Raw genomic sequence first — 14915 nt, forward strand, 5'->3', positions numbered from 1 at the left:
ATAAGTTCTCATGTATTCCAAGACTCCTGGCTACTTCAGTGACCTTTCGCCCTTCTTCTGTTGCAAGTCTTACTGCTTCTTCCTTAAACTGCTTATCGTATTTCCTGTTCACTTTCCTTTCTTGCATTTCACACCTCCTTATGTTATATGATTCTACTATAACCTAACCCTTTGGTGTGTCCACTATTTCGGGGGAGGTGCACTTCGGAATAAAGCGAAACAAGCTGTGCATTGTCATATAACATTTTTTCAAAGTGAGGAACTTTCCATTTTGCATCCGTTGAGTAGCGGGCAAAGCCTCCGCCCAGTTGGTCGTAAATTCCACCGAACGCCATTTTGCTTAGAGTAAGTTTTACATGTTCAATCGCCTTTTCGTTTTTTGTGAGATGATAATAATGCAGCAGAAAAATATAATTCACTGGCATCGGAAATTTCGGAGCGCGGCTCGGTCCGCCTTCTTCATTGTCAAATGATTTTTCTAATTGTATGTAAATGGATTTTGCATCCTCCATCGTGAATGAAAATTTTTCTTCATTCAGTTTAATGACCTCCATTTTTTTTATTTCTTGTGTCAATTGCGCTGCATACTCTTCCACTTTTTTTGGTTCTGTTTTATAAAGTTCCGACAACTTTATTAATACTTGTTTCCATTGAGCGTTTGGAAAATAAGTTCCTCCGTAAAACGGTCTTCCATCAAGAAGAGTAAAACAATTCAGGGGCCAACCGCCGCTGTTGGTCATAATCTGAACAGCAGCCATGTAAGTCATGTCAATGTTAGGACGCTCTTCTCTATCCACTTTTATGCACACAAAATTTTCATTCATAAGTTTTGCCGTCTCTTCATCTTCAAATGATTCTTTCTCCATCACATGACACCAATGACAGGAAGAATATCCAATACTGACGAGAACCAACTTGTTTTCTTTTTTTGCTTTCTCAAATGCTTCATTGCTCCATGGATACCAGTCAACAGGATTGTGCGCATGTTGAAGCAAGTAAGGACTGCTTTCCTGAATAAGATGGTTGGTGTGTTTGTGAGTGGTGTCCATCGGCGAAAATATCTTTGATTTTTCTTTACGCCCCACTGTAAGATAAAAATTACAAAGTTAAAGGTGAAAAATACAAAGTGTAAAATTTTAATACCGTTCAATTTGTAATTATTTCTTCTCTTCCTGTCCGAATTTATAAGACAGAACCAACCCATCCTTTATTATAACTTCAAGGGTTATTTTTGTAATCTTACTTTGCCTTTCATTGACTATAAATTCTCCTAAATATGTAGGTGTCTGTTTTTCTGTATAAGTATAGGTCAATACATCGGTCCCATCTGTTTTTGATTCCATCTTTATTGGATTTCCAAAGGTCTCAATAATAATATTTCTGGCTGTTGAGCCTGGTTTTATCCCCTCAGCCTGCTCTTTGGTTATCTTGATGCCTTCTGTTTGAACCTTTATAGACGATATGGCCGCACAGGCTGTAACGGTAATTGCTATAGCTATAATCATTAAAATCTTCTTCATAAAAACCCTCCTCTAAAAATCATGCCAATTCAACGGCATTTCTTGTGCTGTTTTTTACACGGTACATTGCCTTGTCAGATAGATGAATGAGTTCTGCCGTATCCTTTGCGTCATCCGGTATGGAGGCAACACCAAAACTGGCTGTAATCTTCAGGTTTAATCCGTCGTCTTTTAAAAACATATGCTCATTTATGGTTGTCCGCAATTTTTCAGCAGCCAGATACGCCTGTTTTTTTGAGGTTTGCGGCATTACTATTGCAAACTCATCGCCTCCGTATCTGCAGGCCATATCCACTTTTCTAAGCCCGTTTGAAATAATTTTTGCCACCTCGGTAAGGAGTTTGCTTCCGTTCAGGTGGCCATAGGTATCGTTTACCTCTTTGAATTTATCCATGTCAAGGAATATCATGGCAATATGACTCTTATACCGCTTGGCCCTTTCTGTCTCGTAGTCCAGGAACCGGTATAGATGCCTTGAGTTGTATAACTTTGTCAAGTCATCTGTTATTGTCAGTTCCTGAATCCTCTGGAAAAACTTGGCATTTTCAATTGCAATGGCTGTGTAGTCAGCAAGGGTTGTAAGAACAAGGAGGTCTTCCTCCTTGAAACCTCCATGTTCAAACATTTTGTTTATAAGCTCTATTACACCCAAACATTTTCCCCTGCTTTTTAAGGGGACAGCGATTATTGACTTTGTGGTAAATTTACTGGATTCATCCACTTTTTTGTAAAACCTTGGGTCTTTATTAACATCCGGCACAAGAAGCGGAGCCCCTTCCTTGGCCACCCAACCGGCGATCCCTTCGCCAATCTTCAGCCTTATATCCTTTATCTTATCAGCGCCTTCTCCAACGACTATCTCAAAATAAAGTTCATCTTTCTCCTCATCCACAAGAAGAAGCGACCAGTTCTTTGGTTGAAGCAGATCGCTTATCTTCTCCATGACAACATTCAGGATTTCCTTTAAATCCAGAGTAGAGGTAATGGCTTTGCCAAGCTCGCTAAAAGTGGTGAGTTGTTTTAGCCGCTGGCTGTCCTCTGAAACAGAGCCACCGGTTGAAACTGTCGTGGGTTCACGCCTTGTTTCTCCGGCCTCTTTTTCCATATTATAAGTAGTCATTCTGTTTATAACACTATCTTATTTATTGTGAGAAATCAAGGATGTAATCTCTTTAATACCGTGTCTTTATAGGCTTGCTGGAGTCTTTTGGTCAGCGCGCCGGGTTTGCCATTGCCAATTAATTTATCCTCTATCCTTAAAAGAGGCGTTATTCCCATTATGGAATTGGTAAGAAACGCCTCTTTGCTGCGCAATAATTCATTTTTTGTTAAAGAGGTTTCTGTGATTTTTATACATAATCTTTTTGCCAGTTCTATTACAATCCTTCTTGTAATTCCTGGAAGGATGCCATCTTTTATCGGCGGTGTTTTAATGCCTTTTCCATCCGAAACGAAGATATTGGTAACAGCGCCTTCAAGTATTTTATCGCCATCCGTAAATATTCCTTCCTGCATTTTCATTCTTTTGGCTTCTATTAATCCTGCAACAGTTGGTAAAAGATTTAAAGATTTGATATAGGGTAGGCTTCGTTTGTTGGATAAAAATATAGCGCCAAGGCCTTTCTGTTGATACTGTTTTATCTTTGCATCTAATGGTTTTGTTATAATTGCTATGGTGGGCTTTAACGAGCCGGAAGGCAGCAGTCTGCCATAATCTACCCCTCTTGTTACAATCAATTTTATATAGGCATTTCCAATTGTTAGGTTATTTATTTCAAGTAATTTTTCAAGATGATGCGTTAGGTATTTTTTATTTTGTCCAATAGGGATACCAATCAGTCTGGCGCTGTCAATCAGACGCTTAAGATGTAAATCTAACGCAAATATCATTCCATTATATGAGCGCATAGTTTCAAACAGACCATCTCCATAAGTAAAGCCCCTGTCAAATATCGACACTACTGCTTTGTCCGCTGGTAAGAATCTGCCGTTTAAAAAAACCATATCATCCATAGCTAAACCAGCTTTCTAATCCCTAACCCCTGTTCTTCAATGCCAATTGCCTTGAAAAACGCCTTGGCCTTCAATATTGTCTCCTGATATTCTTCTTCCGGCTTAGAATCAGCAACAATACCGCCGCCTACATTCAGATATAAATGCCCGTTTTTTAACACAGCAGTCCTTATTGCCATTGACATATCCATATTGCCGCAGAAATCTATCCAGCCTATTGCCCCTGTGTATATGCCGCGTGGCGTGGGTTCCATCTCTTCTATTATCTCCATTGCCCTAATCTTGGGTGCGCCGGTTACTGAGCCGCCGGGGAAAAATAACCTTAAGCAATCTACAGGGCTCATCCCATTTTTTACCTTTCCAGTAACCGTGGAAACCATGTGGTGAAGCGTAGGATATGCGCATATTTTTTTTAGGGATTTTACCTTTACTGAGCCGTATTCGCAGAACATCCCCAAATCGCTTCTCTCTAAATCCACTATCATTATATGTTCTGCCTTTTCCTTTTTGCTGTTTTTAAGGTCTCTTATGAGATATTGATCTCCTGTTATGTTCTTTCCCCTCGGTCTTGTCCCTTTTATCGGGCTCGTTTCTGCGATGTTGTCTTTAATTTTAAGAAGCCTCTCAGGCGAATTGGATATTATCTGGAAATCCCCATAATTAAGGAAAGCTCCAAATGGAGCAGGGTTTATCTTTCGCAGGGTATTGTAAAGGGCTGCCGGATTCCCTTTATAATTGACAATAAATCTTTGAGACAGATTTGCCTGATATATGTCTCCAGATGCGATATATCCCTGTATAATCTTGATTGCATCAATATAACCGGTTTTAGTAAAATTTGACTCGATGTTATCTTTGTATGTGCTCGTCTGCGAAGGGAGAATCCTTTGCCTGTCATCTGCGCTGATAATGTCCAACAATCGGCTTACCCGCTCTTTTGCTAATAATTTTTCCTCTCTGCCGTCAGAAGTTAAGCCGGCGGAAATGCAATAACCTTTATTTATTTTGCAGTCATAAACAAAAATGGTATCATATACGCCCAGAATACAATTGGGGATAACAGGAAGGACGGCCTTTTTCTTTGAAAGATCCTCGATCTGATTTTTCAGGTCATATCCGAAATAGCCTGCCATGCCTCCCCCTTGAAAAGGGAAGGGGAGTGATAATCTTCTTTTGGCTTTTTTGAATTTATTGAATATAGAATTTACTGTGGTAAATACATCATCTGTTGTAATCTTTATTGAACCGCAGCCGGTAACTTCTACCTTGTTATTTTGCGCCTTTATTAAAATAAGCGGATTTGCGCCCAGCAGAGAATATCTATTTATGCCGCAGCTATCTAAGAAAAAGGGAAAAGGCTGCGCGCATATTTTACGGAAAACATCTAAAGGTTTGGCAGGACATGCCTCTATCACCATGGCTGGGCAAAAGCTTATAATCTTTTTTAAGACAGGTCAAGGCTATAAATGTCTCTAAATAGGATGTCTCTAAAAAGTATTGACATTTTGCACGGCTTGTGCAAAAAACTTCTATCTAAAATAAATAGTGAAAGGAGGTGAATATCTAATGAAAAAGATTTTAGTATTATTGGTAGCATTAACAGTCGCTGTCGCATTCAGCGCTGTTACATTTGCTGATGAGGGACATGCGAAGACAGAGCCAGCTAAAGCAGCGACATCTGCCAAAACAGCCACCAAGGGAGGCGGCGAGGTAACAGCAGTTGATGTGAATGCAATGACAATTACAGTGAAGACAAAGAAGGGCGGCGAAAAGGTCATTGCTATTACAGATGCGTCTAAGATTACTGTAGGCAAAGAGACAAAGGCAATCGCGGATGTAAAGGTCGGCGATATGGTAAAGGTAAAAGTTCTAAAGGCTGCAAAGAACCCCTGCGCAAAGAAATAAGCGCTTTTGAACCGCGCTGATTTTTAAAAGGCATTGTCCGATTGGGCAATGCCTTTTATTTTCCCCGCTCTTACTCATTGCAATTTCCTTATTTGGATGATAACCTTTTTTTGCAAATGAGGAGATTGTATGCCGCCCTTTAAATCAGGTTTTGTGTCAATCATAGGCCGTCCGAATGTCGGAAAGTCCACGCTCCTTAACACAATCCTCGGAGAGAAGATTGCTATAGTCTCCCCTAAGCCCCAGACCACAAGGAACAGGATCCGCGGTATTAAAAATATGGAGGATGCCCAGATAATATTTCTGGATACACCTGGCATACATTCTGACAAGGGATATCTGAACGAATTTATGATAAGGGAGGCAATCTCTGCAATTGAAGATGTTGATGTAATCATTTATCTTGTTGAGGCTTCAAAGACGCTTGAAAAGGACGATTCTTTGATTATTGACAATCTAAGGCGGATTAAATCCCCTGTCCTACTCGGCATAAATAAAACAGATATAACGCGGAAAGACAATATTCTGCCTTTGATAAATGAATATTCAAAACTATACCCGTTCAAAGAGATTATCCCTATATCTGCGACCCGGGGAGAGGGAATAGAGACGCTTGTAAAGCTAGTCGTGGAGCTGCTGCCGGAGGGGCCGAAATATTTCCCGGAGGATATATTAACAGACCTTCCTGAACGTTTTATAGTTGCTGAGATTGTAAGGGAAAAGATATTTAAGCTTACAAGACAGGAGATACCTTACTCAACTGCTGTGGTGATTGATTCTTTTAAAGAAAATCCGAAGCTTGTCCCTGCAGGTAATAAGCAGGGAAAGGGGCTTGTCTCTATATCTGCGACAATCAATGTGGAGAGGGACTCGCAAAAGGGGATTATAATCGGCAAGGGCGGAAAGATGCTGAAGGAGATCGGCACGCTCGCCCGCATTGATATTGAAAAACTCCTTGGCGCAAAGGTCTATCTTGAGCTCTTTGTAAAAGTGGAAAAGGACTGGACAAAGGATAAAAAACTATTAAAGGAGTTTGGATACCATTGAAACCCATTGTTGCAATAGTCGGCAGGCCAAATGTAGGAAAGTCAACATTGTTTAACCGCATCATCGGCAAACAAAAGGCCCTTGTCAAGAATGAGCCTGGCGTGACCAGAGACTTAAATTATGCGGATGTGGTTGAACAGGGGAGGGCATTTACCCTGATTGACACAGGCGGGTTTGAGCTGCCAAAAAGAGGCAGAGGGGATTTGACTATGCTTACCAAGGTAAGAGAGCAGGTTATGCTTGCAATAGAAGAGGCCGACATTATTGTATTTCTCATGGACGGCCGCGAGGGTTTCCTTTCATCTGATAGAGATATTGCAGATATATTGAGAAGGGCTGATAAAAAGCCCATTTATGCGGTAAATAAAATAGATACAGATAAGCAAGAGCAGGGGATTACTGATTTTTATGCCTTAGGCATGGAAGACCTCGCCTTTGTTTCAGCGGAAGGGGGGAGGGGAGTGTATGAACTGCTGGATAAAATAATAGACTCTATTCCTAAAACCAGCGCCAAAGAGGAAGAAGATAGGATAAAACTTGCTGTTGCAGGGAGGCCCAATGTCGGCAAATCCTCTCTTGTAAACAGACTGCTCGGATATAAAAGGGTCATTGTGAGCGATATTCCCGGCACCACAAGAGATGCAATTGACACGCCGTTCAATTATAATAAAAAAAAATATCTGCTTATAGACACAGCCGGCATAAGAAAGAAGACAAGGATTGCCAGAACGCTTGAGCAGTATTCTGTCATGTCGGCCATAAAAAGTATTGACAGGTGCAATATTGCGCTGCTCATCATAGATGCAAAGGACGGCTTGACAGAACAGGATGAGAAGATAGCAGGTCTTGCCTATGAGAGGGGGAAGGGGTGCATTATTGTTGTAAACAAATGGGACATTATTCAAAAGGAGACAAATACCATCAAGGAATATACAGAGAGGATAAGATGGAAGGCAGGCTTCTTACGGTTTGCGCCTGTGATATTCGTATCGGCATTCACAGGCCAAAGGGTCTTTAATATCCTTGAGAAAGTAGAAGAGGTGCTGGCGCAGCTTGAGAAAAGGGTGCCGACCTCACAGCTAAATAATTTTTTTGATGGTTTTAAAAAATATCACCAACCGCCTATCTATAAAAGCAAGGCCGTGAAGATTTATTACATAACCCAGACAGACATAAAGCCGCCCACATTTGTTGCCTTCGTGAATTTTACGGAAGGCATCCACTTCTCTTATGAACGGTTTCTTGTAAACAAGATTAGAGAGGCATTTGGATTGGATAAAATACCCATCAGGCTTTATTTTAGAAAGAGGCAGAGGTAAGATGAAAAAATTTTTTATTATTATAGCTGACAGCATCAAGGCATTTTCTTATGATAATTGCCTTACTATGGCTGCGGCAATATCATTTTATGCCTTATTTTCTCTGCTCCCGCTCATGTTTCTGCTGTTCTCTTTTATAGGCTTTACTCTCGGAACTGAGACACGGTTTTTTGAACAAGTTTTAGAATTTGTGAAAAAGAGTCTTCCTTATCTGAGCGACAGCATCGTGGGGGACATTAAAGGGCTTATAGCTAACCGCAAGGTCTTTGGCTGGTTTGGCATTATAACGCTCATCTGGAGCGCTGAGTTTGTAATACTTGCCATAAGAGATGCAATGAATATCATTTTTGGAGAAGCGGAGAAGATGGGCTTCGTAAAAACCAGGCTGGTTGTATGGGGGACATTCTTTATCTGGTGTGCGGTTTTTCTTATTTCCATAGGTCTTCCTCTTGCCGCAGAAATTTTAAGCAGAATAAAAATAGCCGCCTTCGGCATAGATATATCCTACTATCTTGCGAGGAGTGTAACCTTTAAATATTTCATGCCGGTTGTAATTATGGTTATTGCTGTGGCCTTTATATTCAAAATAATGGTCGGGAAAAACATAAAAGCAAGACATGCTATTTTAGGCAGCATAATATTCTCTGTTTTATGGGAGGCGGCAAAACAACTCTTTGCCTTATACATCACACATTTCGGAAGTTTTAACAAGATGTATGGCTCTCTCGGCGCTATTATGATAATGCTTTTATGGATATTTTATTCTGCAATTATATTGCTTTTCAGCGCCGAGTTTATTGCATCTGTAAAGGCGCCCAGGAAATGATACCCAAAAATAGACTTTGATTTTTGGGGAAACCTGCAAGTTGCCTGTCAGACGAGGCAGAGGCTATTTTTGCGACAAGCCGTATATCACCAATACGGTGAGGAGCAAAAATGCGCCGATAACGAAGTATGGCAGGCAAATCGCAGGTTTGTAAAATAGCGAGGTTTTTAATCGCTATTTTACAGTGATAACAAGATATTGCGCAGGGATTAGTATTTTGTTATAGTTTTTAGAATTTATTATGATAAAACCTTATAAAGACATAAATCCAAGGATAGCTCCAACAGCATATATTGAAGAGAGCGCCCGGATAATCGGCGATGTGGAGATAGGCGAATATTCCAGCGTATGGTGCAATGCTGTCCTTCGCGGGGATGTCCATTATATCAGGCTGGGCAAACGGACAAATATTCAGGACAACTGCGTTCTTCACGGCACAAAAGGCGTTTATCCTGTGATACTCGGAGATGATATTACAGTGGGGCATAATGTTACGCTTCACGGCTGTGTGGTCAAGGACAGATGCCTTATCGGCATGGGTTCAATAATACTTGACGGCGTTGAGATTGGAGAGGATTCTATAATAGGCGCAGGCGCATTGGTTACCGAAAAAAGCATTATACCGCCGCGGAGCCTTGTAATGGGTCTGCCTGGAAAGGTTGTAAGACAGCTTAAAGACGCGGAGGTTTCAAGGATTTTACAATCTGCGAAAAACTATATTGAATATTCTGAAGGCTATAAAGGAAGATAATCCCTGTCCTTCCCTATCAGGGGAGAGGATATAATGAGCATGGGCATTGCAACACGATACGCATCAATTGACATTGGCACAAATACCCTAAGACTTCTTATTGCGGAAATCGACAATAAAAAATTAAAGCCTGTTTTCCTAAAAAGGATTATCACAAGGCTCGGCGGTGATTATAAAGAAGATATTGGCATATCGCCGGCAGCAGAGGAGAGGACAATAAATACCCTCGGGATATTCGCTGAAAAGATTAAAGAGTATGGTGTCCAAGAGATTAAGGCTGTTGCAACCAGTGTGGTGAGAAGGGCAAAGAATAAAAAAGAATTTCTCAAAAATGTCCTTGAAAGAACAGGATTAGACGTGAGGGTAATATCAGGGGATGAAGAGGCAAGGCTCTCTTTGTTAGGAGTTTTGTCGGTTATCGGAAATGGGAACAAAAAGTGTCTTGTGGTTGATATAGGCGGTGGAAGCACAGAATTTATTGCAGTAGATGCCGGAAAGATGATTGGTGCGTGGAGTATGGAGATGGGAGTTGTGCATCTCACAGAAAACTATTTAAAGACAGACCCGCCGGCTCACAATGAGTTAGATGCGATGGAAAATGAGATAAACGGCATTATTGCAGATTTGAAGGATTTGATGAAAAAAGCCTGTCCCTGTGAGCTTAAAGCAGGGAACGGCTGTTTGCCTTCAGCCTTGCTGATAGGCACAGCAGGCACGATAACAACACTGGCATCAATTGATCAGAGGCTTGAAGAATATGATGCTGACAGGATAAATAATTATGTATTAAAATATGAAACTGTTAAAAAGATATATCAATGGCTTGCGTCCATGCCTTTAAAAGAAAGGGAAAAGGTGTTATCCCTTGAGAAGGGGAGGGAGGATATTATAATACCTGGGGCGGCTATCGTATTAAAGGCAATGGAAGGTTTTGGCTTTGATAAAATGACTGTAAGCGATGCCGGGCTTTTGGAAGGAATATTGTTAGATGAGACAGGTTTAGGTTGAGGGAAAGACATGCTGAGGAAAACCTTAACCTGTATCTATTAGGAGGTTTAATATATGCCAAAAAATAATAATATGAAAGAAGGTCTTGCCTTTGACGATGTTTTATTAGCGCCGGCATATTCAGAGATACTGCCAAGGGATGTGGATACATCTACACGACTTACAAATACAATCAAATTAAACATCCCTCTTTTAAGCGCTGCCATGGATACGGTTACGGAATCCCGCATGGCCATTGCCATAGCGCAGGAAGGCGGCATGGGTATAATCCATAAAAATATTACCATAGAAGAACAGGCAATAGAGGTTGACAAGGTAAAAAAATACGAAAGTGTTATCATACTTAAACCCAGAACCCTTGACCCGGAGCAGCGTTTATACGACGTATTGGAGATAAAAAAGACTGAGCAGATATCCAGTTTTCCCATAGTGAAAAACGGGAAGCTCGTAGGCATCCTTACCAACAGAGATTTAAGATTTGAAAAAAACCTCTCCAAAAAAATATCGGATGTGATGACAAAAGAGCTTGTAACAGCGCCTGTTGGCACATCCATAGAAAAAGCAAAAGCCATCCTCCATCGCCACAGGATTGAAAAGCTGCCTGTAGTGGATAAAAACGGGCAACTAAAGGGTTTGATAACCATTAACGATATTGAAAAACGAGAAAAATATCCAAACTCCTGCAAAGATAAACTCGGCAGGCTTATGGTCGGCGCAGCGATTGGCGTTTCTTTTGACCGTGAAGCAAGGGTGGAGGCGCTTTTAAACGCAGGCGCTGATATCATTGCCATTGATACGGCCCACGGCCACAGCAAGGGTGTGCTGAATGCTATTAGGGATACAAGGAAGAACTTTCCCAAATGCCAGCTTATAGCAGGCAATGTCGGGACATCTGAAGGCGCAGAGGCGCTTATAAAAGCCGGTGTTGACGTAATAAAGGTCGGTATCGGTCCAGGTTCTATATGCACGACAAGGATTGTAACAGGTGTTGGCATTCCACAGATAACAGCTATTATGAATTGCGCGGCAGTTGCCAGGAAAAAGAATATACCGGTTATTGCTGATGGCGGCGTAAAGTTTTCAGGAGATATGGTAAAGGCCATTGCCGCCGGCGCAGACTCTGTAATGATCGGCGGACTCTTTGCCGGCACAGATGAAAGCCCCGGCGAAACTGTATTATATCAGGGACGGACATATAAAATGTATAGGGGCATGGGCTCAATTGAAGCTATGAAAAAAGGCAGTAAAGATAGATACTTTCAAGATGATGTTGAGAGTGAACTTAAACTTATTCCTGAGGGTATTGAAGGAAGGGTTCCGCATAAAGGGCCGGTATCTTCAACTATATTTCAGCTTATTGGCGGCTTAAAATCAGGCATGGGGTATTGTGGTTCAAGGACTATTCCTCTTCTTCAAAAGAAGGCAAAATTGGTAAAAATAACCTTTGCAGGGCTGCGCGAGAGCCATGTCCACGATGTGATTATCACAAAAGAGGCGCCGAATTATAAGGTGGTGGAGTAGATAAAATTGCAGAGCGGAAGATGGGTAAAGGTATAGATATGAGAAAAAGTAAGGTTTTGAGGTTTGATGAAATTATGAACCTCTATGATGAATTGTTTCCTGGTAGAAAAGGGGTAAGGATTGATACCCTGCTAAAATCTGTTGCCCCGAAAACAGTAGCCGAAAGGTTAAAAGAGACCATCCGGATTTCAGAAAAATTAGTATGGAAAAGACCCTCAAAGAGATAATCAGGATTTTTGAACATGCCGGAGATGTTAAGGCTTATGCCCTTATAGGCGGATTGGCTGTCGGCGGATGGATTGCGCCGAGGGCAACAAAGGATATAGATATTCTGGCTGATTTATCCGTTACTACCCGTTCCGCAATAGAACGAGTCCTGAAGAAGTTTTTAACAGCAGGTTTTAAAGGAAGCATACAAATAGGCGCCCCTGAAGATGATATAAAATTTTGTATAAAAGCAGTATCGGGCGAGAAGGTTCCCGTTGATATAATATTTGCCAGCCGGAAATGGGAGGCGGAAATAGTTGAGGAAGGCTTGCCGGTTGAGTTGTTGAAGGGCCTCTCCATTCCTCTGGTTAGGCCGGAGGGCTTGATAACGCTTAAGCTAAAAGCTGGCAGCTTTCAAGACATTGCAGATGCATCAAAGCTTTTAGTCGAAGCCGAGTATGATTTACAAAGATTACGTAAACTGGCAAAGAGGGCAAGGGTTGATAAAAGGCTCGAAAGGCTTATGGAAAAATTAGAGCTGGCGTGAGAGCCATGTCCACGATGTTATTATCACAAAAGAGGTGCCGAATTATAAGGCGGTGGAGTAATGCAGTTAAACAAAGAATTATTCAATAGCTTTACAAAACAATATCAACTTTCCAAAACCCTTCGCTTTGAATTGGTGCCGCAGCAAGGGACAGAAAAATTAGTCAGGCAATTATTCGAAAAGCCAGAAGAAAATCATCATGAGATTATTCGAAAAGATTTAGAACTTTCCAAGAGTTACAAGCATGTAAAAAAACTAATTGATTGCAGGCACAGAAGCATTATTGATGAGGTTTTAAACAAGTTTACTTTTAATGAGAAGGAGTTAGCAATACTCAACAACAATGGCGATTTAGAGGAAGATGATGATACAGATAAAAAAGACCCGCTTAAAAAACTGCGAGAAAAAGTTGCCAGTGCTTTAGATGCAAAGTCCAAAATCATGTTTGACAACAAGTTGTTAAATCCAGTAAAATTTCTACTATTGTAGATTAAACTGGGCGCATGGAAATCTCCTTAGTCTAAAGCACCAATAAAATTTCTACTATTGTAGATGAATCGGCCTGTGCGCCCGGACAGGAGTGTCTAAAGCACCAATAAAATTTCTACTCCCCCTCCGTCATATTTTTTGATTGTTTATTCCGCTCTTTTAAGTTATATTTTCTTACCATTGCTGCAAATTCCTTTATGCCGGACATCCATCAGCAAAAAATCCTCATATTAGATTTTGGCTCACAATATACCCAGCTCATCGCAAGAAGGGTGAGAGAGGCAAAGGTATATTGCGAGATACATCCTTATAATATCGGCATGGACGGGATAAAGGGTTTTAATGCCAAAGGCATTATCCTCTCAGGCGGACCGTCAAGTGTCTATGACAAAGATGCTCCTCTTATTCCCAAAGAGGTCTTTAATCTAAATATTCCAATCCTTGGCATCTGTTACGGAATGCAGCTTACAGCCCATCTCCTTGGCGGCAAGGTGGAGAAATCTGCTCACAGGGAATACGGAAGCGCTGAACTTGTAATTGATGATGGTTCGGATTTGTTATCACGCATCACGCATCACGCACAACGCATCACACAAGTTTGGATGAGCCACGGCGACAGGGTTATTAAGATGCCGAAGGGATTTGTATCTATTGCCCACAGCAAAAATTCGCCTATATGCGCAATGAGTGATGACAGAAGAAAAATATTCGGCGTTCAGTTTCATCCTGAGGTTGTCCATACACCAAAAGGCCGGCAGATTATCAAAAACTTCCTTTTTAAGATATGTGGATGCAAGCCTGTATGGACTATGGAATCATTCATAGACACTGCTGTAGCAGATATAAGGGAGCGGGTGGGGAAGAGAGGTATCGTGTGCGGTATAAGCGGCGGCGTTGATTCTGCCGTTGCAGCTGTTTTGCTTCATCGCGCAGCCGGTAGGCAGCTAACCTGTATATTTGTTGATAACGGTCTTTTGAGGGCAGGGGAGGCGGAGAAGGTGGAACAAGCTCTCAGGAAAAACTTCCGCATGAGGCTTATTTGTATAGACGCCTCCAAAAGGTTTCTTAATAAGCTTACGGGAGTGGAAGACCCTGAAAAAAAGCGAAAGATTATCGGAAATGAATTTATAAGGGTTTTTGAAGAAGAGGCCATGAAATTAAAAAATGCGGCCTTTCTCGGGCAGGGGACATTGTATCCTGATGTGATTGAAAGCATATCATTCAAAGGCCCTTCAGCTACTATAAAAAGTCATCATAATGTAGGCGGGCTCTTAAAAAAGATGAAGCTCAAGCTGGTAGAACCGTTAAGAGAATTATTTAAGGACGAGGTTCGCATCCTGGGCAGGGCATTGGGTATGCCTGAAGAGATAATAAACAGGCATCCATTTCCGGGGCCAGGCCTTGCTATAAGGGTTTTGGGTGAGGTTACAAAAGAGCGGTGTGAGATTCTGAGAAAGGCCGACAGTATAGCGCTGGAGGAGATAAAGATTGCGGGACTTTATATAAAGATCTGGCAGGCATTTGCAGTGCTTTTGCCGATTAAAACAGTTGGCGTAATGGGAGACGAAAGGACTTATGAAAATGTAATTGCAATAAGGGCGGTAGAGAGTGTGGACGGAATGACAGCGGATTGGGTAAGATTGCCTTATGATATTATGGCAAGAATTTCAACGAGAATAATAAATGAGGTAAAAGGTGTAAACAGGGTGGTTTACGATATAAGCACAAAACCCCCGAGTACAATAGAATGGGAGTGAACAAA

General features: G+C 41.4%; 17 protein-coding genes. 11 read left to right on the forward strand and 6 right to left on the reverse strand.

From position 1 onward, the window contains the following. From Q8P28_08960 to pabB, 6 genes are all read right to left on the reverse strand, one after another. A partial coding sequence (locus Q8P28_08960; protein ID MDP2682915.1) for a transposase occupies positions 1 to 127 on the reverse strand: 127 nt, incomplete at its 3' end. Positions 128 to 143: 16 nt separating this feature from the next. Next, positions 144 to 1085: a DUF255 domain-containing protein gene (locus Q8P28_08965; protein MDP2682916.1), complete on the reverse strand. Its 942-nt coding sequence runs from the start codon at positions 1083 to 1085 to the stop codon at positions 144 to 146. A gap of 72 nt (positions 1086 to 1157) precedes the next feature. Then, positions 1158 to 1520: a hypothetical protein gene (locus tag Q8P28_08970; GenBank protein MDP2682917.1), complete on the reverse strand. Its 363-nt coding sequence runs from the start codon at positions 1518 to 1520 to the stop codon at positions 1158 to 1160. 19 nt (positions 1521 to 1539) lie between these two features. Beyond that, the gene (locus Q8P28_08975) at positions 1540 to 2640 is read right to left on the reverse strand and encodes a sensor domain-containing diguanylate cyclase (protein ID MDP2682918.1); all 1101 of its coding nucleotides are present in this window, start codon (positions 2638 to 2640) and stop codon (positions 1540 to 1542) included. A 35-nt stretch (positions 2641 to 2675) separates the two neighbouring features. Further along, positions 2676 to 3533 carry an aminotransferase class IV gene (locus Q8P28_08980; protein ID MDP2682919.1) on the reverse strand — a complete coding sequence of 286 codons (858 nt, stop codon included), beginning with the start codon at positions 3531 to 3533 and terminating at the stop codon, positions 2676 to 2678. A 2-nt stretch (positions 3534 to 3535) separates the two neighbouring features. Continuing rightward, entirely contained in the window at positions 3536 to 4951 is a 1416-nt protein-coding gene (gene pabB / locus Q8P28_08985; GenBank protein ID MDP2682920.1) for an aminodeoxychorismate synthase component I, read from the reverse strand. A 148-nt stretch (positions 4952 to 5099) separates the two neighbouring features. On the opposite strand from pabB, the gene Q8P28_08990 reads away from it, so the two are divergent. The 11 genes from Q8P28_08990 to guaA all read left to right on the forward strand — a co-directional run bounded on the left by Q8P28_08990 (position 5100) and on the right by guaA (position 14910). Beyond that, positions 5100 to 5438 (forward strand): hypothetical protein, encoded by a 339-nt coding sequence (locus tag Q8P28_08990; GenBank protein ID MDP2682921.1) that lies wholly within the window; start codon positions 5100 to 5102, stop codon positions 5436 to 5438. Between the two features lie 129 nt (positions 5439 to 5567). After that, entirely contained in the window at positions 5568 to 6485 is a 918-nt protein-coding gene (gene era / locus Q8P28_08995; GenBank protein MDP2682922.1) for a GTPase Era, read from the forward strand. Continuing rightward, positions 6482 to 7804 (forward strand): ribosome biogenesis GTPase Der, encoded by a 1323-nt coding sequence (gene der, locus Q8P28_09000; GenBank protein ID MDP2682923.1) that lies wholly within the window; start codon positions 6482 to 6484, stop codon positions 7802 to 7804. The genes era and der overlap by 4 nt, the downstream gene beginning before the upstream one ends. Before the next feature lies 1 nt (position 7805). After that, positions 7806 to 8630, forward strand: a complete 825-nt coding sequence (locus Q8P28_09005; GenBank protein ID MDP2682924.1) for a YihY/virulence factor BrkB family protein — start codon at positions 7806 to 7808, stop codon at positions 8628 to 8630. A 241-nt stretch (positions 8631 to 8871) separates the two neighbouring features. Further along, complete coding sequence (locus Q8P28_09010; protein ID MDP2682925.1) at positions 8872 to 9381, forward strand: gamma carbonic anhydrase family protein; 510 nt, start codon at positions 8872 to 8874, stop codon at positions 9379 to 9381. Between the two features lie 33 nt (positions 9382 to 9414). Beyond that, positions 9415 to 10389 carry a Ppx/GppA phosphatase family protein gene (locus Q8P28_09015; protein ID MDP2682926.1) on the forward strand — a complete coding sequence of 325 codons (975 nt, stop codon included), beginning with the start codon at positions 9415 to 9417 and terminating at the stop codon, positions 10387 to 10389. Positions 10390 to 10443: 54 nt separating this feature from the next. Further along, positions 10444 to 11910, forward strand: a complete 1467-nt coding sequence (gene guaB, locus Q8P28_09020) for an IMP dehydrogenase (GenBank protein ID MDP2682927.1) — start codon at positions 10444 to 10446, stop codon at positions 11908 to 11910. 20 nt (positions 11911 to 11930) lie between these two features. Further along, positions 11931 to 12137, forward strand: coding sequence for a hypothetical protein (locus Q8P28_09025; protein MDP2682928.1), 207 nt, complete (start codon positions 11931 to 11933; stop codon positions 12135 to 12137). Next, entirely contained in the window at positions 12113 to 12664 is a 552-nt protein-coding gene (locus Q8P28_09030) for a nucleotidyl transferase AbiEii/AbiGii toxin family protein (GenBank protein MDP2682929.1), read from the forward strand. The genes Q8P28_09025 and Q8P28_09030 overlap by 25 nt, the downstream gene beginning before the upstream one ends. A 60-nt stretch (positions 12665 to 12724) precedes the next feature. Further along, positions 12725 to 13153 carry a hypothetical protein gene (locus Q8P28_09035; GenBank protein MDP2682930.1) on the forward strand — a complete coding sequence of 143 codons (429 nt, stop codon included), beginning with the start codon at positions 12725 to 12727 and terminating at the stop codon, positions 13151 to 13153. A gap of 197 nt (positions 13154 to 13350) precedes the next feature. Further along, positions 13351 to 14910 carry a glutamine-hydrolyzing GMP synthase gene (gene guaA, locus Q8P28_09040; protein ID MDP2682931.1) on the forward strand — a complete coding sequence of 520 codons (1560 nt, stop codon included), beginning with the start codon at positions 13351 to 13353 and terminating at the stop codon, positions 14908 to 14910. Positions 14911 to 14915: the final 5 nt, after the last annotated feature.

The organism is Deltaproteobacteria bacterium (genome assembly GCA_030690165.1).
Classification (GTDB): Bacteria; Desulfobacterota; GWC2-55-46; order UBA9637; family UBA9637; genus JACRNJ01.